Genomic DNA, 22,794 nt, shown 5'->3' on the forward strand with positions numbered 1-22,794 from the left:
AATTTTTTGACGCAAATTCAAACGAGCTTGGCGGACAATTCGGGATGGATCAGCCTGATCAAATTCCGCAGCCCTTCCAGCAGCCGCGGGGACGGCCGACAGTACAGCCCTTCTTCCAGCAGGTGAACCCGCCCATGCACGATCGCCGCTACTTCTTTCCATTCCGGTCGATCGGTGATCATCGATGGCTTGATTCGCTTCAATTCGATCCCGCACCAGACGACGCAGATGTGGTCGGGGTTGCGTTCGCGCACCATTTCGCGCGTGGCTTTGACATTATCCGTGGCAAAATCGGCAAAAATATTATCTGCTCCGGCGACTTCACTGACGTCGGTCAGCCAATTGTCCCTTCCCGGCGTGTACAGGGGATTGGGCCACCACTCCCAAAACAGTTTGGGCCGGCTCGCGGCATCTGCCGTGACCTCGCGAATGGCTGCAATTTGTTCGGAAAATTGACTGGCCAGCCGTTCGGCCTTCGCTTCGACGCCTGCAACCTGCCCGACGAGCCGGATGTTGTCGGGGATATCGGCTATGCCTGACGGGTTCAATACAATGTGCGGAATCTTTCGCCGGACCAACTGCTCCACGTTTTTTTCCATTCCCGGCACGCTGAGCGAGGCGATGATCATATCAGGACGGAGTTCCTCCACCTTGTCCATGTCAATCGACAGGTCGGGACCGACGCGCGGCAGATGCTGCCACTCGGCAGGCCAGTCAGAGTGGTCGTCCAAACCGACAACCTGCTCCCCCAGACCCAGATAGTACAGAATTTCTGTATTGCTTGGGCATATGGAGACGATTCGCACAAATGAATCCCCCTTTTGCGCATTACTGATATAATGGATACATCAGAAGAGCCACCAGGATGCCCAGCCAGGCGCCTATAAACACCTCGATCGGCTGGTGCCCGAGCAATTCCTTGAGCTTCTTGGCTTTTTCGTGCTTCGGTTTTACCTTGAATGACCGCATACCTTCCAATAAATGGTTAAATTCGTCAACCAGTCTGTTCAACACGACCGCCTGCATGCCAGCGTGGCGGCGAACACCTGCTGCATCAAACATCACGATAATTCCAAGGACAGCGGAAATGGCGAAGATGTTGCTGGAAAAACCCTCTCTTAATCCTACGGCGGTAGAAAGTGCAGTCACTGCCGAGGAGTGGGAACTGGGCATGCCGCCGGTGCTGAAGAGAAGCGGCCACTGCCAGGTTTTTGTAGCGATGAATTGCAGAGGAATTTTTACAAATTGAGCAATGGCAATGGCAACAAGCGAAGCCCATAAGGGAAAATTATCAAAAATGCTGGCCATGTGAAGCAATCGTTCCTTTCTAAAGCAAGGCATGAATGTCTATATTGTAACAGAAGAGCCAAGGAATCATCCGTTACGTTCGCAAATGTTCAGATGAGCTTCGATCCGGCTGCCCGGGCTGCCGAGAATCGGCTGTCGCTCCTGTATTTTATGATAATATGTAATGGGACGAAAGGGAAGAAACAGGCGTATGAAAAAATCTTATCCGGACCAATATTATCAATTCTTTTCCAAGTTTAATCAAGGCGAATATTACGAATGCCACGACCTCTTGGAGGAAATTTGGATGGAGGATAAGAGCAATAAATTTTTACAAGGCCTGCTGCAGCTGGCCGTCGGGATTTATCATTTTGAATGTGGCAACATAAAGGGAGCCCGTTTCATGTTTGCCAATGCTGCGAAGTACCTCTCGCGGTACAGCCCGCGCTATTGGGATCTCGACGTTGAGCAGGTGCTTGGCTATCTGGGGGAATGTCTTGCCGTTTTGCCCCCGGTTGACAGAATACCATATCAGGAAGCAAAAAGCATTCCATTTCCGTATCGGCTGCTCCGCCTGGAGGAGCAAACAGACGAATAAGCCAAAGCGAAGGGAGCGTCAGAATGTGGTTGAAGTTATCGCAAAACAGTCGGGCTTGGATGCGCTGGAGTGTGACGATTTCGTAATCGGAATCTACGCGGATCAGACGATGACGGGTGAATTGGCGGCACTTGATCAAAGCTTGGACGGCGGCCTGGGCCAACTGCTCGCACAAGGGGAGCTTTCCGGGGAGCGCAAACGGGTGACAGTCGTCCATACGTTTGGGAAAATCGCTGCGAAAAGGCTGGTTTTTGTCGGGCTGGGCGAGTCGGAATCGCTTGCCTTTGCCAGCATCAGGGAGGCGGCAGCCCGTGCGGTCAAAGCGGTTTGCGACAGGGGCGAAGGGAAGACCGTGGCCGTCTACGTGGAGGACAGGGGAGCGGTTCCGGCAGAGCGGCTTGCCCACGCCATCACGGAAGCGTTCTGTCTGGCAAGCTACCGCTACCACGGCTACCGGCAGCAGCCGCAATCAAACCCGCCGATACATAAAGTTTGCCTGCTTGTCGAACCGGAATCACTGCCGCAAGCTGCACAGGGAGTTCGCAAAGGAGAGGCGCTGTCGGCAGGGACGAACCTGGCCCGCGATTTGACCAACATGCCGGGGAACTACCTTACGCCGGGAACGCTGAAGGATGCGATCGTCGAATTGGCTGAGCGGTACGGCATGCCCTATGAAGTGATGGATCTGGCAAAATTGAAAGTGCTGGGGATGGGCGGGGTGCTCGCCGTCGCCCAGGGCAGTGCGGAACCGGCTTACGTCGTGACCGTCAAGTACCAGGGACGGGAGACCTGGGACGACGTGATCGGTTTGGTCGGCAAGGGAGTAACGTTCGACACGGGCGGCATTTCCATCAAACCGGTCGCCGGCATGGAAGAGATGAAGTCGGACATGGGCGGTGCCGCGGCGATGATCGGGGCCCTGGAGGCGATCGGCCGGCTGCAGCCGAAGGTCAACGTCATGCTGGTGGTGGGATGCGTCGAAAACATGCCGTCCGGAACCGCGTACAAGCCGGGAGATGTGATTACCACCATGAGCGGCAAGACCGTGGAGATCATCACCACTGATGCCGAGGGGCGGCTCGTGCTGGCTGACTGCATCACGTATGCCCGTCAGGAGGGAGTCAGCTGCCTGATCGACTGCGCCACGCTCACTGGCGGCGTTGTCGTGGCGCTGGGAACCGTCTGCTCCGGTGCGATGGGCAACGACCAGCAGTTGGTTGAGGAAGTGCTGGCCAGCGCCGAACGGGCGGGTGAGCGCCTGTGGCAGCTGCCGACCTTTGAGGAATACCACGAATTGAACAAAAGCCGGGTGGCGGATTTGAAAAACTCCGGCGGACGCTATGGACACGCGATCATCGGTGCGGTCTTTCTGCAAAAATTTGCGGAAGACACCCCGTGGGTCCACCTGGACAATGCCGGCACAGCGTATCTGACAACCGCAACCGACTTGGCTCCGGCCGGCGCCACCGGTTCGATGGCCAGAACGGTAGCTCAATTTGTATGAAACCGAAGCAAATCATGAGGAGGAATCTTTATGCCGTTTGAAAACCCCGATAACCAAAGACGCCGCGAAATGCTGGAGCAGGCAAAAGTAATCGCGGTCGTAGGCTGTTCCGACAATTCGGAGCGAACCAGCTACATGATCGCCCAAGCCCTGCAGAACGCCGGATATCGGATCATTCCGGTCAATCCCGTCATCGCCGGACAAACTGTCCTGGGAGAGAAAGTGCGTGCGTCCCTTTTGGAGATCACAGAGCCGGTGGATATCGTCGATGTCTTCCGGCGCAGCGAGGTGGTCATGCCTGTGGCAGAGGATGCCGTACAGATGAATCCGAGGCCAAAGGTGCTGTGGATGCAGGAGGGGGTCGTCAATGAAGCGGCTTGTGCCCTGGCCAGCGAACACGGAATTGAAGTGGTGATGGACCGCTGCATCAAGGTGGATCACGCCCTGCTCGTCCCCAAAAAAGGAAAGTGAAAGAACGGAACTGCTGCCTGCGGGCGGCAGTTTTTTTAGGAACGCCATCTGCCTCAATAGTATGTTAAAATTGACAGTAAAAAATCAATGAGACGCGTACTCACGACTTTACATGCAATGCGTTGGACTAATAGATAAAATACATTTTACTGCTGGGATGAAAGAGGGAGATTGCCTGAGAGGAAGGAGGTTGTTGACTGTGAACCCAACCAAGGTGTTAGTAGCTGATGACGATCCCAATGTGTGTGAAATCATACGACTGTACTTCTCCAAACACCAGATCGATTTGGTCGTCGCGCAGGACGGCAAGGCAGCGCTGGAGCTGATCGAGGCGGAAGCTCCGGATGTGATTATCCTCGATGTGATGATGCCGCAGATGGACGGCTTTGAGGCTTGCCGGGAGATTCGCAAAAAATGGGAAACGCCAATCATCATGCTGACGGCCAAGGAGGAAGAGTTCGACCGGGTGCTCGGTCTGGAGCTGGGGGCAGACGACTACGTAACAAAACCGTTTAGCCCGCGCGAACTGGTGGCGAGGGTGAGGGCGATCCTGCGCCGGATGCAGCCAAGGGAAAAGGCGGAAGAGAATGCGGTCAGCATGCTTTCCTTTGACCAGCTCTTGATCGATATCGACAAGCGGGAAGTAGTGGTCTCGGGGGAAAAGGTAAATTTTCGCCCGAAAGAATTTGACTTGCTCGTCCATATGGCAAAATCGCCGGGAACTGTGTTTTCCCGCGAGCAATTGTTGGAACAGATATGGGGTTACGACTATTTTGGCGATGTCCGAACGATCGACGTGCACGTCAAGAAGGTCAGACAGCATTTGAGCAGCCTGCCCTATGATTGCATTCACACCGTCTGGGGCATCGGCTACAAATTTGGGGTGGATGACTAATGCTCGGTATGTCCAAGAGTATTTTTCGCCGCTTGCTGTTCAGCTTCTTGATTACGGTGCTCGTCGGTCTGGGGCTTTCCGGCATCCTCATGTCCTTTTTCGCCAAGGAGTACATCTACGGCGAAAAGCAAGAAGAACTGCTGCGGATGGCGAAAAAAGTGAACGCGGCGATCAAGGGAAGCGGCGAAGTAAACGAGAAGTTGCAGGGTACATTGGTTTTTCTCGATGAGTCATTCGATACGCGGATCTGGCTGTTCAATCAGGATGGAAAAATAGTGGCGACTTCGATGAAGGATGAGGTATTGACGGGGAAGTCTGTGGCGGTATCGATCGCCAGCCAGGTCCTGAGCGGGAAAGAAGCGGTGACGGAACTGCAGATTGAGGGAATGAAAGACCCGATGCTCTCCGTTTCCGTGCCCTGGGGAGAAGGGGATCACATCTACGGCGGAATTATCCTGCACGCACCGATTGAAGGGATCGAGCGTACATTTGCCCATATGCGGGAGACGATCCTGTGGGCCACCCTCTTCGGGATTATTCTATCGACAGCGATGGTATCCTATCTGTCGTGGTCCATCTCCCGGCCGCTGCAAAAAATTGAACGGACGGCGGCCGAGATTGGCAGAGGCAACTACGCAGAGCGGGTCGTCGTGGATACGGCAGACGAAATCAGCGATTTGGCCGTGACGATCAACACCCTGGCGGAAAAGCTGGAGAAGGTTGAACAGGAGCGGCGGCATCTGGAACAGGTCCGCAATGATTTCCTGGCCAATGTCTCGCACGAGCTGCGGACTCCGCTGACCGCGATGCAAGGGTTTTTGGAAGCCCTGCAGGACGGGTTGGTCGAAAATGAGGAAGCGCGGCAGAAGTACTATGCGGTGCTGTATTCGGAAACCATGCAGGTAAACCGGCTCGTCGACGACGTGATGGACCTGATGAAGCTGGAGAACAATGAAATCACCCTGGCCAAATACCCTGTTAATCTGGCCGAGCTTATCGAGAAAGTGACGTTTACCTTCCGCCCCGAGGCAGCTGAAAAGGGAACAGCGATCGAGATGGAAGTCGCAGAGCACCTGCCGAAGGTGTATGCGGACAAGGACAGGGTAGAGCAAATTCTTAAAAATTTGGTAAAAAATGCAATAAAATTTACGGATAACGGAACAGTGACGCTTGCTGCCAAGGCGGAGGGCGAGTGGGTCAAGCTGTCCGTCGCAGATACCGGAATCGGGATTGCCGAGAGCGACTTGAAGCGCATCTGGGAGCGGTTCTTTAAGGTGGACCGCGGCCGATCCAAGAAGAACAAGGGCACAGGGCTTGGCCTGGCGATTGTCAAGGAGCTGGTCGAGCTGCACAACGGCACCATCACTGTGGAGAGCGAAGTGGGCAAAGGAAGTGTCTTTACGGTCCGGCTGCCTGCTGTGGAGGGTGCACAAGCGCAGGGCTGAGAAGGACACACTTTGATCATATTTCATTCATGGTTTTTTTCGATTTTACTCACAGAATGGTTACGTTCCGCAGTTATCCTGAGAGTGTGACAGAGAACAGGTCACGATGCTGAGTAAAACGAAAGGGGAGTTTTCCATGAAGAAAAAATGGCTTTTCCTCAGCGCTGCAGCATTGTTGTTATCGGGAAGTTTGGTAGCTTGTTCCTCCACTACGGACTCGCCGGAACCCGCTACCCAAACCGAACAAGGTAATACTGGAACCCAGGCGGATCAACCCGTTACGGGGCAGGACAGCAGTCAATCCACTGACAGTTCGACGGCGCCGGATCAGTCCACATCCGGGACCTCCGGATCGGCCGACCAATCCACTAATAGTTCAAGCAAAACCGCACCGGAAGCCCCAGGGGCATCCGACTCGGCAGGTCAATAACGAATGTAACCTCCGACTCCGACGAAGCTGGAGAGATGGCACGGCTGGCTTCTGTTCGAAAGTTCATACTCCCTCCTGTTCTACGGGCAGCGTAAAGCTGGCCCGTTTTTTTATGTGCTCGATGCGGGCACGCCAGTGGCGGATTTCCTCTGCGAATCAGTGAAAAAGGTAGTTTACCAGCCCGAGCGTGCGGGAAAAGAATATCATCATTACCAATTCATTCAAAATTTTTGAGAGAGCAGGAATGTAGCATGGGTAAAAGGTTTCAGCTGTTCGGAATACGCGGGAAACTGCTGCTGATGTTTACTGCATTGATTGTCGTTCCGGTAGTCTCGCTTGGAATCATTAGTTATATGCAGACGGAAATCATGGAGACTTCGGTTTTAGTGGGGACAAAGGAAGGGTTAACCGAGAGCTCTCCGGGGATCGCCAAGCAGTTCGCCGCCTTGGAGGAATTGCTGAACGGCATAGCCGCCTCGGACGACGTTCAGCTCGGCAAAATCAATGCAGGAGCAGTCTCGGTGCAATTCCCCAACCTGCCCGCGGCCAACAAACCGGAGATCACGCAGTACCTGAATACTGCATTTACAAAGGTTGTGAGCGAAAATCCTTATCTGCTTCGCATCTTCCTGGCGACAGACGAGGGGGCGTTTTACCCCGGCCCGATCAATGCAAACGACAATTTCGTCTTTTTAAACCCGAGAAAAGAATCGTGGTATCACCAGGCCAAACAGGATGAGGGTGCGATCTCCTGGTCGGAGACCGAATATGATGCCAATACCCGTTCCAACCGGATTTCGCTGTACCGGAGCGTGGTTGATGAAAACGGAAAGTTCATCGGGGTACTCGGATTTGATGTCAATCTGCGGGCCATGTCGCACATCGCCAGACTGGGGATTGCCAAGAACACGATGATCATTGCCGCCGTCGCCATCATCGCGGGACTGGCCCTCGCCTACTTCTTCTCGAGAAGCCTGACCAGGCGGATCTTGCATCTGCGAAATGGACTGGAACGTGTAGCCTCCGGGGATTACCTGGTAGAATTGCAGGTGACCGGCCGCGATGAGATGACCGACGTGTCCAACAGTTTCAATCACATGGTGACATCTGTCAGACAACTGCTGAGGCAGTTCCGCGACAATGTGGAACAGGTGCGGAAAAACTCCGATCAGGTCGCAGCCTATACGCAGACGAGCAGCCAGCAGCTTGACGAAAGCGCGCGGGCCATCACGGAGATCGCCTCCGGCTCTACCACGCAGGCACAGGAAATCGACGGAAGCTTGCGGCTGGTCGAGGATGTCTCCCGCCTGCTTGCCGAGATGAAGCGTGATGCCGAGCAGATGGAAGGCATCAGCGTTCGCACGTACGAGGCCAGCCAAAACGGTTTGACGCAAATTCAGGAGCTGGAACAATCCGTCGCCCAAAGCGATCAATCGGTGGGCAATGTCGTTGCGGAGATAAAAGAACTGCAGGAAAAGTCGCTGCGAGTCCACGAAATCATCCAGCTGATCAACGATATCGCCAATCAGACCAACCTGCTGGCGCTCAACGCCGCCATCGAGGCTGCCCGGGCCGGCGAGCACGGGCGGGGATTTGCCGTCGTAGCAGACGAAGTGCGCAAGCTGGCTGAACAGTCAAGGCACTCCACGGAGGAAATCTCCGCATTGCTCGGGGATATCAGCGAAAACATCAGCCACTCAGTCGGTGCGATGAATGGGATGCAGGGCGTGATCAACGAACAGACCGCTTCCTTTGATCGGGTGAGCAGGCAGTTTAGGGAGATCGCCCAATTCATCAATGAGATTCAAGAGTCTGCCAAGCGGCTCACCCTGTCCGTCCAAGATATCGATCAGAAGCAGGAAGAGATGCGCAGCAATATGTGCACGGTCGCCAGTGTGAGCGAGCAGACGGCTGCCGGTGCCCAAGAGGTGGCGGCCTCCACGTACGAACAGCGCCAGTCGTTTGCCGTTCTCGAGGAGGCTGCGGAACAACTGCGGCAGGGAGCGGAAAAAGTGGAGAAGGAACTGCAGCAATTTACCGTGTAAAGGTGACTGCAAGAGTATGGCAAAACAGCCCTTGCCTTGGCAAGGGTTTGTTTTTTTGGCGGTTTGCTGCTTGCGCCCTGCAGCTGGATATGATAAGAAAGGGGTAGACTGATGAATCTGATCAGAGCGGCGTACCAAACATCATGCGAAAGGAGACCTGAACATGTTTGTAAATAAGTCTACCGCTGAGCTGGAAAAGCGGGTACCGCCCAACCAAAAAGTGACAACCGGCTTTCCGGTCCTCCACTATGGAGACGTTCCCGTATACGAGGATCTAACCGATTGGACGTTTCGGATCTTTGGCTTGGTCGAGAACGAAGTGACCTTGTCTTATGAAGAATTGATGAAATTGCCCTCTACTTCTGTCCGGAATGACATCCACTGCGTGACCGGCTGGAGCAAGCTGGACAACGAGTGGGAGGGGATCCCAGCAGAGGAGATCGCCAAGCTGGCCAAGGTGAAGCCGGAAGCCAAGTACGTCTTGCTCCACGCCGAGCAGGGATGGACGGCCAACATGCCGCTTGCGGACTTCCTCACCCCCGGCAACCTGTTCGCCTATAAGCACAACGGCGAACCGCTGACACCCGACCACGGCTATCCGCTTCGCTTTGTCATCCCGCATCTCTACTTCTGGAAGAGCGCAAAATGGGTGCGCGGGATTGAGTTTTTGGAGCAGGATAAGCCCGGTTTTTGGGAGAAGAACGGGTACCATATGTATGGGGACCCATGGAAGTCTCAAAGATTCGCTTGGGATTAATTACCATCAGAAAAGGGGCGTTTTCGCCCCTTAATTCGTTTTTGCAGAAATGATTTTGCAGGCTACTCGTCTGCCGGGGCCGCCAACCGCTTCGCCGATTGCATCTATGGTGATCTCGGAAAACAATGTGCAGATGATCAGTTTCCTATGTTCCGGCTCAAAATGTGCCCAATTGTCTTTGATGTTTCTCGCAACTGTTATTACCTCTTGGGGAGAAAGTGATGTGTCTTTGCCCTTGTCTGGAAGATGACTCATCTGTCTCTTGATTTCTTCTTCCTTCTCATTTTCTTCTTTCATCCGTACTCTGAGATCGTCCAAGGAGATCGCATCATTAGCAAAAGCCATTTGCCATTTTTGCTTGCGGCGTTGGATGACCTTTAATTCCCGTTCCAAGACCTCGTAATCTGGCGTATACTTGATGTCCTCTTTTGTGACTGCAACTTCTTTATACCATTCCGTATTCACCAGTAGATCAATGTGTCCCAACACCAGCGTTTCTATGGTATCTTCCGCTATGATGGGCATATCACAAATGCCACGTTGGAATCGTCCTCCACAGCGATAATAGCGATAGTTCTGGCGCTTCTGTTTGCGTTCCCCGCCATAGAGTGTATGTCCGCATCTAGCGCATCGCAATACGCCTGTAAACGGGAAGCAGACGTGTGTTTTCTCGCGGTTGATGTATCGTTTTTTCGTCAGCGTGGCAGCAGTCATAAAGTCTTCTTCGCTGATAATCGGCTCATGATCCCCGTCAATGAGGATTTCCTCGCCAGTCTTTTCGCCTCCGAAGTGTCGGTAATTCCACCGCATCTTTCCGTAATAAACCGGGTTTTCCAAGATATATCTGACCGTGTAGCCGTGCCAAAATGAACCGGTGCGCGTTCGCAACCCTTCTTTGTTTAACCTTCGCGTAATCTCGCGTTGTCCTTGTGTTTTGTACATATCAAAGATCCGTTTGACGATTTGTGCCTCAGGTTCATATACAACCAGTTTCCCCTCTTCAAGTCGATAACCATAGGGTGGTTCGCCGCCGTTCCAGCCACCCTTCCGAAAGTTCTTTTCCATCCCCATTTTTACTCTTTCGCCCAGATTTTCCCGTTCCCACTGTGCGATTGCAGCAACCAGGGTGATAAAAAACCGCCCCATAGCTGATGTAGTGTCATAAACCTCCGTGGCAGACTTAAACATGACGCCATGTTTATCGAGGTGATTCATGACCTCATACAGATCCAAGACGCTGCGAACAAGCCTGTCCAAACGATATACGAGAACAACGTCAAACTTTTTGCTTTCGCAGTCTTTTAACAGCCTTTGGATCGCCGGCCTATCTAAGTCTTTTGCGCTGTATCCGTCATCTATATAGACTTCTGCCACTTCCCAGGCCTGTGATCTCACATAGTCCATCAGACGATCCTGCTGAGCTCCGATGGAATGGCCTTCTTTGGCTTGTTCATCCGTACTTACGCGAATATAGAGAGCTACTTTCATCAGGCCATTCTCCTTTCGGACAAGATATTGTTTTGTATCTTCCGCATTCGTTCTTCGCATAGTTCCGGCGTTACCTTAAACCGTTCAGATAAAAGGTCGATTATATACGGTTCGCGGAAGTCAAAACATTTTAGCATATGTAGCGGAAGTGCTGCATATCTGGTAAAGTTTCGAGCATCACGCTCCTGGAGTTCTCGAAACGCTTCCGGCATCATGAATTGTCGGCCGGAATGGCGAAGGATATGGCACAACTCATGATAAAAGCGCTCACGTTGTTTGGCTACCGGCAATCTTTTGTCGATGGTGATGCTTTTGAAGCGTCCGTTTTCGTATGCTTGTGAAGGCACTTCCTTGTAGAAAAGATAGATGTGCAAAACTCTGGCGATTTCCGCCTCATCCAAATCTTCTGGTTCAACGATACCTAACCTGCCGTAAAAGTCGATTACCCATGTTTCAAGCGGAGTTGGACGATATACTGTCAACATAGCGTCACCTCGGGCGGGAATATTTGTTCGGTTTTTGTGGAGAAAAGAAAAATCCCATTTGGGATTCAAAATTTTTTATTTTGATAGCATGATTTTCACATTTGAGTATCCATATTTGTTGAACAGAAATAATAAATTCTGTCCATCAATCAATGTAATGGGCTTATCTTTAACAAACTCGTAAGCATCTTTTCCAAACGAGCTGGTAGTGACTAAAATGCCTTTTGTAGCACCTTCGTGAATCATTGTGCCAAACAAGTCGCGAACAGCAGAAACAGGAACGACATTGTTGTATCGTTTAGCTTGAATAACAAATTTTCCGCCTTTAATTGGATCCGGATCAAAAGCTATTGCATCAACTCCGCCGTCGCGACTTGCCCGCGTGACATTAACCTCTGCACCATCCTCACTGAACATTTTTGCAAAAAGCCCTCTTACTAGGTGTTCAAATTCTTCCCAAGGCATTGTCGCAAGGTTTTCGTAAGAGTTTAATTCAGATAAGACATCTTTACTTTCTACAAAACGCGAGTCGTCCGTATTTATATTCATAATTGGTTTTACAGGCCCGAGATTGATAAGACTACCTGCATAAAGCCCTTTTAACGATTGAATGCACTTTTGCGGGTTTATTAAAGATAGATTAATTCGTTCAAACTCTTCGCGGGTTGTTTGAACTGTTATTATGCATGATGTGACTTCAAGACCATTTGATTCATCAATGTAATTTACCCATCCGTTAAATACAACAACTTGAATTGCTCTTGTATAATCGGATTCAAATATTTCATGAATAGTTCTTAGTGTCGTTTGGAAAACTATAGAGTTGTAAAACTGTTCAAATTCCTTCGCCTTCATCTTCTTTGGCACAATTTCTTTTTTTGAAACAACATATTTGTATTCAGTGATATTTGGTACTTGATCAGGGGATGGTAGATGATAGTTAACAATTATTGTCTGTATTCCATTCAAGTATTGTATGTCGTATTTTATCTCAAAGTCCGACGGGTAGGTGGAGGATGCAAGAACAGTTTTAATATATTTCTCGATTGCTTCTGTTTCTCCGTTTTCAAAAGCATACTTCCAATTCATTATTTCAGTATTATGCTTTTCTTGTTTTTCGTGAAACTTTTCCTTTTCCTCATTGAATTTATTGAGTGCATAATCTCGTTTCTGTTGATATTCATTATTGAGTTGTTGGAATAATTCGGTGATTTTTTCTTCATGTTCCTTTCTTCGCTTCTCCACTCTTTTCCTTAAAAAAATTTTTTCGAATAGCGACGGTTCGGTAAAAGGATGGTTGCTCTTTATTTCTTCTATAGATGGCGGATCTTCAAACTCAAATTCTGGAAATGTATCATTTTTCATTTGAGAATTCCAATCAAGTTTATCATCTCTATTCAAGGTATCTTGGAGAATATTAGTGTATGCTTGGATCATTTCGCGCGCCATTTCAGTTTCGTACTCAGCTTCACTTTTTAAATCTTCAACTCGCTCTTTTTCTTTTAAACGTTTTTCTTGCTTGTCCCAAATTGCTATTTGGTTGCTGACTTTTAAGTCGAGTTCCCAAAGAGTTTCAGCTTTAATCGTTTTTACCTTTCCTAAATACTCATTATAAATAGTTTCTTCGTAGTAAAATTTTCCCAAAACTACCAACCACCTTTTGTTTTTCTAAAAGCAAAAACACGCAACATTTAACAATGCTGCGTATCCTGATGTCATTTTTTCTTATTCTCTTGTTCTGCCAGATAGCGCAGGAAACGTATATGTTCCAACGCTTTCTGTTTGTCTTCTTCACCGAGTTTGTCCAACTCGTAGAAGAAGATACTTTCGAATTCGCCAGGTTCTTTTTTCTCGTCCGGAGGAGTGGGATCGTTGGTCCGGCCGAGAAGGTAATCCACTTTTACGTCAAAGAAGTCGGCGATTCGCTCAACCGTTTCAAAACTTGGCTCCCTTTTATTAGTTTCGTACATAGCCAGAGTGCTTTTGGCGATGTTTAGACGGCTAGCAAGTTCAGCCTGTGATAACTTTTTTTCAGTTCTGAGCTTTGATAAACGCTCACCAAAAGTACTCAAGAAGATCACCTCTTCTTTTATCATACATCACGAAACGTGATTGAAAAATAATGGTCACAAAAAGAGATTTTTTCTATTGACTGGTCACGATTTGTGAGTATAATTAGAATTGTAAACGATCACGAAACGCGAACGGAGGTGTAATCGTTGAAGAAGAATGAAAAGATGGTCTCGCTTCGCGGGGAGCGTTCACAAAAGCAAGTTGCGGATGAGATAGGGATCCCTGTTAGCACTTATGCAATGATCGAAGCTGGACACCGTTTCCCTCGAAAAGACTTGCAATTGAAACTGTCTCGATACTTCGGCGTGACTGTAGATGAGCTTTTTTTTACTGAAGAAGGTCACGAAACGCGAACAAAACCCGCCTGAGAGGAGTGATCTGATTGCCCAAAACAGAACGCATCGTACCGAGTCAAGAAGCCACGAAAAAACTGGTCTGCGAGGTACTTCCCGCGATACTCATTGATCTACAAAAGAAAGGGAAATACCCATTCCCGAAGGTTGATAGCAAGAAAGGAGCCTAATAATGGACTTCACCGACATCAAGCGGTTGCGCGTCACAACCAGCGATACGGAAGCAGATAAGCTGCTGCAGGATGGCTGGACCCTGTACGACATCGAGAAGAGCGGCAGCCGGTACACTTTCCTGCTGGTGCAGATCTAAACGAAAGGAGTTGAAAGAGTGAATCAAATCAAATTATTCGACCATCAGGAATTCGGACAGGTCAGGATAGTCGAGTTAGACGGAAAGCCATATGCAGTTGGTGTTGATGTTGCCAGGGCACTTGAATACGCAAAGCCAAGTCAAGCTGTCATTGACCACTGCAAAGGTATCCGTAAGTTGGGGATACCTTCACAGGGCGGGGTTCAGGAGACCAACATAATCCCAGAAGGTGATATTTACAGGCTCGTCGTCAAAGCTGCCGATCAGAGCAAGAGCAAGGTAGTCAAAGCAAAAGCAGAGCGTTTCGAGTCTTGGATATTCGATACAGTTCTCCCAACGATCCGCAAGACCGGGGGCTATGTAGCCAACGAAGATTTGTTCATCCAAACCTACCTGCCGTACGCGGATGAGACAACAAAAATGCTTTTCAAAGCAACACTCGAAACGGTACGCCAGCAAAATGAAAAGATTGCCGTCTTGCAACCGAAAGCTGACTACTTTGATGCCTTGGTAGACCGGAACCTACTGACAAGTTTCAGAGATACAGCCAAAGAGTTGGAAGTCAAGGAATCGTTTCTCATCAACTGGCTGCTTGAAAACAAATACATCTACCGCGACCAGAAAGGTAAGCTTTGCCCGTATGCCAGGTACGTTCCAGACCTGTTCAAAGTCAAGGAATGGGAACGTAATGGAAAGGCCGGAACACAAACGCTGGTCACGCCAAAAGGCAAAGAAACATTCCGGTTACTTCTTAAAGACCTGGCAATGAGTTCTTAACAAAGAGGAGGTGAATCACATGGATCATATTCAAACCGCAATTCGCGATCTGACAGCAGCAGAAACCTTGCTCATGGCAGCGCTCAAACAGATGAACAAGGTCAAGCATATCAAGTCTGTCGAACTGCACTGCAAGATCATCGACATTCGCGAGATCATCGAGATTTTGCAAGATGATCTGGAACAAGAATGACCCCCGGTGATGAGCCGAGGGGACGGAAGATGAGCACAATTTGATTGTAATGCACTTTGAAAACTGAAAGGAGAGAGAACATATGGCGAACAAAGCATATCTTAGACAGCAGCTTGGCCTGTACTTAAAACACTTTCGCATAAATAGTTACGACCATAGTTTGCGAACACAATCGGATTTAGGGGCAGCCCTTGGGATTACCCAGAAGCAAGTGTCCTTGATCGAATGTGGTTTGAGCGAACCGAGCGTACAACTTGCAGCAGAATGGAGCAAAAAGACGGGTTGGTTTGAAGGGTGTGACCTTGTTACATACCTGTACGGCTTGGACCCTCTGGAACTTGTACCAGTTGACCCGCAGCTAAACCAAAGTGTATCGGAGGCACTACATAATTTGCGGCGGCAACTGAGACAAGCACTAGAAGCTGTAGAACAGTTTGTTGACGATGAACCGGAAGTTGCTCTTGCGATTCGGCGTGGTGGCTATACCGTTGATCCTTTGACAAAGTTCAACGAAAAACAAATTGCAGATCTGATCCCAGCCGTACGAACGTTTTTCTACGCAGCAGAACGCCAGAATAGAACGGATTTGCAGGAAATATGTTCCATGTGGAATGTGGAGGCATTGGCAGAACAGGTTGCGATGCCGAAAATTGATCAACTTGATAAAGTGTTGGTTGCACGATAAGGAGGGACAATCGAGTGCGAACCAAGGAGTGCTTGGATGGGCTTGATGAAGAGCAATTGATCCATATTGTCGATGCTCTTCTCGATACCGCAAAGCGAAGCGAGCAACTGGGAATGGCATTAGATGCTCGCAAAAAGATGATTACTGCTGAGAAGGTGCTGGAAATCAAGCGGCGTCGGGAAGAGGCGTGGATGAAGGTTCTACTTGGAAGAGGAAGGGAGGTAACGGTGTGAGTGAACAGACACTCCGCATGCAGCTGCACTTTTATCAGCAGATGATGGTAAATGCGAAAACGGCCGGTGACTTAGTAGCACATGAGGTTTACAAGCAGATCACTCGTCGGCTTGCCGAAGAACTCAGACAAAAAGAAACGACCGCCTGCGGCGAACAGACGGCCTAAATCAAATAATCGTTAATCAAAGATTACCATACTTAAACCAAGGGGGCAAGGCAGAATGGAAAAGCCTATCTCAGTACAGATAGTCGAATTGGAACGAGAACTCGCTAACCTGGAGCAAGCATACAGGGACGCAGACGACGAATGGCGTGCGGTAGATGTGCAGTATGTAAAACTCAAACGGTTTCGCGAAGAGTTGTATGTACACAAACGCGATCTGTTGTACGAAATTGAATTGCGTACCAGGGAGATTGCAGCGCTCCAGGAGGCGTTAAAACATGAACGTGCAAGCGCCTGATAAGTCGAAACCAGGGAATACCCCTGGTCTGCCGGGAATGACCGTCCGGCACTGATGAGACAGGTCGATACATAGCGAGGTCATCGGGAGCGTTCTGGGAGACGCACGGCTGGCAGAGAGGTTGGGCTGCCGGCGGCCTCGCGACTCAGGAAAGGAAGGTGATCGGATGGAGGTTGAATGCAAATGCCCGGAATGCAACGAAAAGCTGGATTTGGTCAAGTGTGATCTTGATTTAGGTCGGTATGAGTTTGTAGTCCAGGTGTTAGAATGCCCGGTCTGCGGATGGAATCAATGAAAAAGACTCCGCGCCAACGGAGTCTTGGTGAAACGCTATGCAAGATTCGCTATCTCCAGCGTAGCGTTTTCACCTCTAAAAATCAAGGGGAGGGATATACATGCGACAAATTAGTTTGCTTAAACTAACGCTGCGAAACTTCAAAGGAATTCGCGATTTTACACTGGAAGCAAACGGTGAGAGTACAGAAGTATATGGAGACAATGCCGTCGGCAAGACCACCCTGTTTGATGCGTTCACCTGGCTCCTTTTCGACAAGGACAGCCAGAACCGTAGTGACTTTGAAATTAAGACTTTAGACGCGAATGGGAATGAGCTACACAATCTTGAACACGAAGTTGAAGGCAATCTTCTAGTGAGCGGGCGGAAGGTTACTCTTCGCAAAGTGTTCAGGGAAAAATGGACAAAAAAGCGCGGCTCTGCAACCCCTGAGTTTTCTGGGCACACAACAGATTATTATGTCGATAGCGTTCCCGTTAAGCAAAAAGAGTACAAAGACGAAGTGGCAGCTATCGTAGATGAAGGGATCTTTAAGTTACTGACGTCACCTACCTTTTTCAACGAACATTTGGACAAAAATAGACGCAGACAGATTCTGCTTGAGGTCTGTGGCGACATCTCGGACGGGGATGTTATTGCTAGCAACAAGGCTTTAGTAAAACTGCCAGAAATCCTAGAGGGACGTAGCATCGAAAAGCATAAGGCGATGATCGCGGAGCGCCGAAAAAAAATTAATGATGAGCTGGAAAAAATTCCAGTACGGATCGATGAGGTCCAGCGCTCAATGCCAGACACAAACGGATTGGACGAAGAAGAATTGTTCTGGCAGATCGATAGGTTAAAACTCCGCATTGAGTCCAAGGAGAGCGAATTATCCCGTATCCAATCCGGTGGAGAAATTGCGGTCAAGGAAAAACGGTTACGTGAAATTGAGAGCGAACTGCTTGAGTTAAAAAACAACCTGCAAGCTGGTTCCCTTGAGAAGGCGGCAACCAAGCGGCAGGAAGTATCGCAATTGAAAGGACAGTACAGCGACCTGCAGCGGCAAATTAGCGACAAACGCTGGTCAATCGACCGGAACAATCAGCGTATCTGTACAGTTCAGGATGACGCAAACCGACTCCGTCAGCAGTGGCACGAAGTAAACAACGAAGCACTAGAGCACCACCATGAGGAAAACTGCCCAACGTGCGGGCAGCTGCTACCAGAGGAACAAATTGAAGCTGCTCACCAGAAGGCCCTGACTGATTTCAACCGACGAAAAGCAGAGCGTTTAGAAATGATCTCGGCAAAAGGGAAAGTCGCGGCGGCGGAAGCCAAACGGTTGGAGCAAGAGAATTCTGAACTGGCACGAGAGATCGAGTCTTTGGAACAACAATTGGCAGCGAAAGGGAACGAAATTCTAACCGCCGAAGCCGAGTTAAACTCGCTGCAGGTTGGCATCAAAGATGTGGACAGCGATCCACAATACATTGCTAAGAAGCAGGAGGCTGCTGGTGTGCAGCAGGAGATCAACCAGCTCCGCGCATCTGTTCAGGAAGCCGCAGCATGGGTTCGTGAAGAAATCGCAGGCTTGAAAGCACAAGCTGAGGCACTTGAGCAGGAAAAAGCGAAGTTTGCTCAAGTGAGGGCTGCCGAACAGCGGATCGCTGAACTTGCGGCGCGGGAAAAGGAACTGGCTACTGAGTTTGAGCGGTTGGAGCAAGAACTTTTCCTAACAGAAGAGTTTATCCGGACGAAGGTCAATCTGCTGGAAGAGAAGATTAACAACCGGTTCCGGTTCGCCCGATTCAAACTCTTCGAGCAGCAGATCAACGGCGGCTTGACAGAAGTGTGCGAGACTACGTACAACGGAGTGCCATACTCTGGTGGCCTGAATAATGCTGCACGGATCAATGTCGGCCTGGACATTATCAATACACTGTCCGAACACTACGGCATTACCGCACCGATCTTTATCGACAACGCTGAGGCTGTTACACGAATGATAGAGACGATCGGCCAGCAGATCCGCCTGATCGTCAGCGAGAAGGACAAGCAGTTGCGGGTTGAAATACCGCAACAAGGCATGAAGGAGGCGGTGTAGTTGAATAATCAATTGGCCCTTGTCAAAAAGGATACTGTTGACGTCGTCGCTGCGAAGGTGCGTGAGTTCCAGGAACGCGGGGAAATCCACTTCCCAGCCAACTACAGCCCAGAAAACGCAATGAAGAGCGCATGGCTGATTCTTCAAAACACCCTGGACAGAGAAAAAAGACCTGTCTTGCAAGTCTGCACAAAGGACAGCATCGCCAATTCTCTTCTGGATATGGTCGTACAAGGACTGAATCCGGCGAAGAAGCAAGGGTATTTCATCGCATACGGAAAGCAGTTGGTTTTTCAACGGAGTTACTTCGGGACCATGGCTGTCACCAAGCGTGTAACCGGCGCCAAAGACATTTTTGCCGAAGTAGTTTACGAGGGTGACGAGTTCGAGTTTGAAATCAACCGCGGACGTAAGAAGATCACAAAACACAAGCAGACAATAGCCAGCATAAACGGCGGTAAAATCGTAGCGGCCTACTGCACGATCATCTTTGATGATGAGCGAGAATACACGGACATCATGACCATGGATGAGATCCGACAGGCCTGGAAGAAGTCCAAGCAAAACCCGGACAGGGATGGAAGCACCCATCAAGAGTTTCCACAGGAAATGGCAAAGAAAACCGTGATCAACCGAACCTGCAAGTCCTATCTTAACAGTTCAGACGACAGTAGCCTTGTGATGCGACACTTTAATCGCCAAGACGATGTTATTGCCGAAGCTGAAGTCGAGGCCGAGATCGCAGAGAACGCCAATAGTGAAACGATTGATGTGGAGTATGAGGTCGTTGATAATCAGAAAACGCCTACTCAGGCAACTGCAGAAGCACAGCAAGAAATTCTCTTCGATGACGAGTCATCTGCAACGGAGCCAGGGTTCTAATGATCGAGATAACACCATTGGCCTCTAGCAGCGCAGGTAATGCCTACTATGTGACGGACGGTCATACCCCCCTGCTGCTGGAGGCGGGCGTACGGTTCAGGGATTTGCAGCAGGCGCTCAACTTCCGAACTTCGGCCATCGCAGGGTGTCTCATCAGCCATGAACACGGTGATCACGGAAAGGCAGCCGCTGACGTGATGAAGGGCGGTATCGATCTGTATGCCTCTCAGGGCACATTGGATGCCCTGGGGCTTTCCGGCCATCGTACTAAACCGATCAAGGCAAAACAGCAGTTTCAGATTGGAACATGGACGATCCTACCGTTTGACGTGCAGCACGACGTGACAGAGCCGCTGGGGTTCCTACTGGCGAACAGGGTGGGAGAGAAACTGGTGTTTGCCACCGACACATATTACATTCGCTATCGGTTCCCAGGGCTCACACACATTATGGTGGAGTGCAATTACAGCTTGCGAATACTTGATGAAAACATTGCTGCCGGCCGCGTCCCGGCAGTCATGAAAAAGCGGCTGCTGAAATCACATTTTAGCCTGGAGAACGTAAAGGGCTTCCTACAGTCAAATGATCTGTCGAAGGTTCAGGAGATTTGGCTACTCCATTTATCGGACAGCAACAGCGATGAGGCGATGTTTAAGCGAGAGATACAAGAACTCACTGGGAAACAAGTTCTGATTGCAGAGAGGTAGAGCATGGAAGAACACAGTCAATGGTTTCCGCTGCCGGAGTTGTACAGAACGCTAGGAAATCCAGAAACACTGAAAAGGTTTGCGGCTGCCTACATGGACCACAATTTTCCTGGCTGGAAACCGCTCAAGATCAACAATTACAGAGTTTTAGCTGAAAGGCGGGGGAGGGAGCAGCAAGATGATGCCGTGGTTTAGGTTGTATCCAGAGATTCTAAAAGACCCCAAGATTCGCAGGTTTACAACTGTCCAAAAATGGCTCTGGATTGCAGCAATGTGTGAGGCTTCGCAGTCATCCGAACGTGGCAAGCTTTTCATTGCAGAAGGAATTGAGTACACGGACGAGGATTTAGCTCAAGCCGCTGGGTTGCCGTCAAAAGAGTGGGAGCAGGCAAAGGGATTTATCGATTTGTGTGTCACGCTCAAAATGATGGAACGTCACGCGGACGGCGGCGTGACACTGGTTAACTTTTTGGGTCGACAGTACGAAAAACCATCAGATACGCCAGAGAAAACACGCGAAAGAAAACGCAAGCAGCGTGCAAAAGAGGCAGAGATGAAAAAAGAAACGGCACCTCAGAATCCTGAAATATCAACTGTTTCAAGCGCAAACAGTGACAGTCACGACAATGTCACGCCGGAGTCACGCGAAGACACACCAATTCACGCCATATATACAGATACAGACTCAGATACAGATACAGAAACAGAATTAATACCACCACCTATACCCTCCTCCAAAAGTGATGTGGTGGTGGTTGGTGGTAGACCATTGCAAACTTTCAAAAGTGTTCGTGACCTATATAAGCATTATTTCGCTTTTGATCCAAGCCCATTCATTCAAGACTTATTGCACAGTTACCTTGACGATGGTATGCAACATGATGCTTTAGCTTGGGCAATGCGTCAAGCTGCAGAAAAAGGCAAGGCCTGGGACTACGCAAAAGGGACGATAGAGCGGCTCTTTGTAAAAGGGGTAAGGACAGCAGAACAGGCTGAGCTGGCTGAGCATGAATTCCAGCAACAAAAAGAACAGAAACAATTTCGAAAGGTCGTCCCTATCAGAGAGGACAAGCTTCCAGCGTCTGTACAGCGTCAGCTGGAGCGTGAGAAAGCAGCAGTAGGTAACCCGGCAGAATCGCGACAGAAACGCACGGTCATGGATGACCCTGAACTGGCCGCATTGTACAAACAGCTTCGGGAAGCTGGGAACTGAGAGGAGTGAACGGCATGAAATCTAGCCAAGCCAACCGCGGCCAAGCTTTCGAGCAGCTACTCAACTACACGAACGGGCAATACGAAAAGGCTGGCATAGCACTGATACACAAACGGCCGACGCCCATCAAGGCGACCAAAACGAAAGGTAGTCGTGTCCTCGCTGGTTACTTTGAGGAAAAATCTACAGTTGATTACGACGGGGTCTACCGCGGCAGAGCAATATATTTCGAGGCGAAAAGTACCCGGGAAAAAACACGATTTGATCTAGCTAACATCAGTCAGCATCAGATGGAGCATTTAGAAAAGGCTGAGCGAAATGGCGCCATCTGCTTCTTCTTAATCGAGTTTACCGCATATAAGGCGACCTACTTCGTGCCGCTGTCTTTTATCCGGTTGGCGATGGTAAATGCCCAGAATGGTGGTAGAAAAAGCATTCCCATCGACGACTTTGAAATATATGGGTACTTGGTAGAGCAAACCAAACGGGCAGTGGTGGACTATCTGCTACACATCGATCGATTAATTGGGGAGGGAGCTGCATGACTGTAGTGAAACCCAGGCCGGATCATCCATGGAGAAGCGGTTGCATCCTGCGACGTGAAATTAGCGAACACATCCGGCATACGACTATCAACCCCAAAGTAAATAGTTGGAAGGTTGGAGGCGCACATACTTGGAACGGAAAAAAGTGAAGAGTAGGTGAGGGAATGAGCCTACAGAAAAAGCTTGACCGAGCAAGAGAAGAAGGGCGGAAAGAAGGCTACAAACATGGACTGATTGTGGGCCGTAGCCAACAACGGATGATGATCTGGGCCGAGGTCTGCAACGAACTAAAAAACATTGCTGATGAAGCGATGAAACGGATTCCGGGGATAGGAAAGAATCGGAGACAAGCTGCGCTTGAGAAACTGGACGAGATTGCAAGAGAACGATTCGAAAGAGAACGGGAGGACGGAAGATGAGCACAAAAGAATGGACTCGTGAAGATTGGCAGAAGTGGCAAAGGAAATGCATCCTGGAGGACTGGAAAGAGATGAACGGTTCCAATCAAAACGAGAACAAGGAGAGCAGCTACTGAGGATAGCGCTCTCCCACTCCACCGAAAAGCTTATGGACAT

General features: G+C 49.7%; 28 protein-coding genes and 1 other RNA gene. 23 read left to right on the forward strand and 6 right to left on the reverse strand.

Annotated features, from left to right (window positions below; all coding sequences use genetic code 11):
- Nucleotides 1-17: 17 nt before the first annotated feature.
- Both HGBM_RS24720 and HGBM_RS24725 read right to left on the reverse strand, forming a co-directional pair.
- The gene (locus HGBM_RS24720; protein WP_019123761.1) at nt 18-806 is read right to left on the reverse strand and encodes a cobalamin-binding protein; all 789 of its coding nucleotides are present in this window, start codon (nt 804-806) and stop codon (nt 18-20) included.
- A 22-nt stretch (nt 807-828) separates the two neighbouring features.
- On the reverse strand, nt 829-1,308 hold the full coding sequence (locus HGBM_RS24725; RefSeq protein ID WP_019123762.1) for a divergent PAP2 family protein: 480 nt from the start codon (nt 1,306-1,308) through the stop codon (nt 829-831).
- A 190-nt stretch (nt 1,309-1,498) separates the two neighbouring features.
- Here HGBM_RS24725 and HGBM_RS24730 point away from each other — a divergent pair, with 190 nt between their 5' ends.
- From HGBM_RS24730 to HGBM_RS24760, 7 genes are all read left to right on the forward strand, one after another.
- Complete coding sequence (locus HGBM_RS24730) at nt 1,499-1,885, forward strand: DUF309 domain-containing protein (RefSeq protein WP_019123763.1); 387 nt, start codon at nt 1,499-1,501, stop codon at nt 1,883-1,885.
- A gap of 25 nt (nt 1,886-1,910) precedes the next feature.
- Complete coding sequence (locus tag HGBM_RS24735) at nt 1,911-3,389, forward strand: leucyl aminopeptidase (RefSeq protein WP_019123764.1); 1,479 nt, start codon at nt 1,911-1,913, stop codon at nt 3,387-3,389.
- A 30-nt stretch (nt 3,390-3,419) separates the two neighbouring features.
- Nucleotides 3,420-3,860, forward strand: a complete 441-nt coding sequence (locus tag HGBM_RS24740; protein ID WP_019123765.1) for a CoA-binding protein — start codon at nt 3,420-3,422, stop codon at nt 3,858-3,860.
- A gap of 199 nt (nt 3,861-4,059) precedes the next feature.
- Nucleotides 4,060-4,755, forward strand: coding sequence for a response regulator transcription factor (locus tag HGBM_RS24745; protein ID WP_019123766.1), 696 nt, complete (start codon nt 4,060-4,062; stop codon nt 4,753-4,755).
- Nucleotides 4,755-6,200, forward strand: coding sequence for a sensor histidine kinase (locus tag HGBM_RS24750; protein ID WP_019123767.1), 1,446 nt, complete (start codon nt 4,755-4,757; stop codon nt 6,198-6,200). The genes HGBM_RS24745 and HGBM_RS24750 overlap by 1 nt, the downstream gene beginning before the upstream one ends.
- Nucleotides 6,201-6,881: 681 nt before the next feature.
- Nucleotides 6,882-8,675, forward strand: a complete 1,794-nt coding sequence (locus HGBM_RS24755) for a methyl-accepting chemotaxis protein (RefSeq protein WP_019123768.1) — start codon at nt 6,882-6,884, stop codon at nt 8,673-8,675.
- 163 nt (nt 8,676-8,838) lie between these two features.
- Nucleotides 8,839-9,432, forward strand: a complete 594-nt coding sequence (locus tag HGBM_RS24760) for a sulfite oxidase-like oxidoreductase (RefSeq protein ID WP_019123769.1) — start codon at nt 8,839-8,841, stop codon at nt 9,430-9,432.
- A gap of 30 nt (nt 9,433-9,462) precedes the next feature.
- On the opposite strand, the gene HGBM_RS28515 is transcribed toward HGBM_RS24760, so the two are convergent.
- The 4 genes from HGBM_RS28515 to HGBM_RS24780 form a co-directional block, all read right to left on the reverse strand.
- Nucleotides 9,463-10,920, reverse strand: a complete 1,458-nt coding sequence (locus HGBM_RS28515) for a recombinase family protein (RefSeq protein WP_019123770.1) — start codon at nt 10,918-10,920, stop codon at nt 9,463-9,465.
- Entirely contained in the window at nt 10,920-11,405 is a 486-nt protein-coding gene (locus HGBM_RS24770) for an ImmA/IrrE family metallo-endopeptidase (protein WP_019123771.1), read from the reverse strand. Before HGBM_RS24770 ends, HGBM_RS28515 begins: the two co-directional genes overlap by 1 nt.
- Before the next feature lie 75 nt (nt 11,406-11,480).
- Nucleotides 11,481-13,049 carry a restriction endonuclease gene (locus HGBM_RS24775; RefSeq protein WP_019123772.1) on the reverse strand — a complete coding sequence of 523 codons (1,569 nt, stop codon included), beginning with the start codon at nt 13,047-13,049 and terminating at the stop codon, nt 11,481-11,483.
- Between the two features lie 71 nt (nt 13,050-13,120).
- Nucleotides 13,121-13,477 (reverse strand): helix-turn-helix domain-containing protein, encoded by a 357-nt coding sequence (locus HGBM_RS24780; protein ID WP_019123773.1) that lies wholly within the window; start codon nt 13,475-13,477, stop codon nt 13,121-13,123.
- Between the two features lie 147 nt (nt 13,478-13,624).
- Between HGBM_RS24780 and HGBM_RS24785 the strand changes: the two genes are divergently transcribed.
- The 16 genes from HGBM_RS24785 (at nt 13,625) to HGBM_RS30890 (ending at nt 22,638) form a co-directional block, all read left to right on the forward strand.
- Nucleotides 13,625-13,846: a helix-turn-helix transcriptional regulator gene (locus HGBM_RS24785; protein ID WP_019123774.1), complete on the forward strand. Its 222-nt coding sequence runs from the start codon at nt 13,625-13,627 to the stop codon at nt 13,844-13,846.
- A 157-nt stretch (nt 13,847-14,003) separates the two neighbouring features.
- Nucleotides 14,004-14,141: a hypothetical protein gene (locus HGBM_RS30580; protein ID WP_019123776.1), complete on the forward strand. Its 138-nt coding sequence runs from the start codon at nt 14,004-14,006 to the stop codon at nt 14,139-14,141.
- Between the two features lie 18 nt (nt 14,142-14,159).
- Nucleotides 14,160-14,918: a phage antirepressor Ant gene (locus HGBM_RS24800; protein ID WP_019123777.1), complete on the forward strand. Its 759-nt coding sequence runs from the start codon at nt 14,160-14,162 to the stop codon at nt 14,916-14,918.
- Between the two features lie 19 nt (nt 14,919-14,937).
- Nucleotides 14,938-15,111 carry a hypothetical protein gene (locus HGBM_RS30585; RefSeq protein ID WP_019123778.1) on the forward strand — a complete coding sequence of 58 codons (174 nt, stop codon included), beginning with the start codon at nt 14,938-14,940 and terminating at the stop codon, nt 15,109-15,111.
- 82 nt (nt 15,112-15,193) lie between these two features.
- Nucleotides 15,194-15,796, forward strand: coding sequence for a helix-turn-helix domain-containing protein (locus HGBM_RS28520; protein WP_019123779.1), 603 nt, complete (start codon nt 15,194-15,196; stop codon nt 15,794-15,796).
- A 14-nt stretch (nt 15,797-15,810) separates the two neighbouring features.
- On the forward strand, nt 15,811-16,029 hold the full coding sequence (locus HGBM_RS24815) for a hypothetical protein (RefSeq protein WP_019123780.1): 219 nt from the start codon (nt 15,811-15,813) through the stop codon (nt 16,027-16,029).
- Nucleotides 16,026-16,196, forward strand: coding sequence for a hypothetical protein (locus HGBM_RS30590; protein ID WP_019123781.1), 171 nt, complete (start codon nt 16,026-16,028; stop codon nt 16,194-16,196). The genes HGBM_RS24815 and HGBM_RS30590 overlap by 4 nt, the downstream gene beginning before the upstream one ends.
- A 55-nt stretch (nt 16,197-16,251) precedes the next feature.
- Complete coding sequence (locus HGBM_RS24825) at nt 16,252-16,491, forward strand: hypothetical protein (RefSeq protein WP_019123782.1); 240 nt, start codon at nt 16,252-16,254, stop codon at nt 16,489-16,491.
- Nucleotides 16,492-16,493: 2 nt separating this feature from the next.
- An RNA gene (locus HGBM_RS29940) (hammerhead ribozyme type II) lies at nt 16,494-16,560 on the forward strand.
- Between the two features lie 326 nt (nt 16,561-16,886).
- Nucleotides 16,887-18,872 carry an AAA family ATPase gene (locus HGBM_RS24830; RefSeq protein ID WP_019123783.1) on the forward strand — a complete coding sequence of 662 codons (1,986 nt, stop codon included), beginning with the start codon at nt 16,887-16,889 and terminating at the stop codon, nt 18,870-18,872.
- Nucleotides 18,873-19,754: a recombinase RecT gene (locus tag HGBM_RS28525; RefSeq protein WP_019123784.1), complete on the forward strand. Its 882-nt coding sequence runs from the start codon at nt 18,873-18,875 to the stop codon at nt 19,752-19,754. It abuts the gene before it with no gap.
- The gene (locus HGBM_RS24840) at nt 19,754-20,461 is read left to right on the forward strand and encodes an MBL fold metallo-hydrolase (protein ID WP_019123785.1); all 708 of its coding nucleotides are present in this window, start codon (nt 19,754-19,756) and stop codon (nt 20,459-20,461) included. Before HGBM_RS28525 ends, HGBM_RS24840 begins: the two co-directional genes overlap by 1 nt.
- A gap of 3 nt (nt 20,462-20,464) precedes the next feature.
- Nucleotides 20,465-20,656: a hypothetical protein gene (locus tag HGBM_RS24845; protein ID WP_019123786.1), complete on the forward strand. Its 192-nt coding sequence runs from the start codon at nt 20,465-20,467 to the stop codon at nt 20,654-20,656.
- Entirely contained in the window at nt 20,640-21,674 is a 1,035-nt protein-coding gene (locus tag HGBM_RS24850) for a DnaD domain protein (RefSeq protein ID WP_019123787.1), read from the forward strand. Before HGBM_RS24845 ends, HGBM_RS24850 begins: the two co-directional genes overlap by 17 nt.
- Nucleotides 21,675-21,688: 14 nt before the next feature.
- Nucleotides 21,689-22,219, forward strand: coding sequence for a Holliday junction resolvase RecU (locus HGBM_RS24855; RefSeq protein WP_019123788.1), 531 nt, complete (start codon nt 21,689-21,691; stop codon nt 22,217-22,219).
- A gap of 164 nt (nt 22,220-22,383) precedes the next feature.
- The gene (locus HGBM_RS30890; RefSeq protein ID WP_019123789.1) at nt 22,384-22,638 is read left to right on the forward strand and encodes a hypothetical protein; all 255 of its coding nucleotides are present in this window, start codon (nt 22,384-22,386) and stop codon (nt 22,636-22,638) included.
- The last annotated feature ends 156 nt before the right edge of the window (nt 22,639-22,794 follow it).

It is taken from the genome of Brevibacillus massiliensis, assembly GCF_000311785.1.
GTDB lineage: Bacteria > Bacillota > Bacilli > Brevibacillales > Brevibacillaceae > Brevibacillus_C > Brevibacillus_C massiliensis.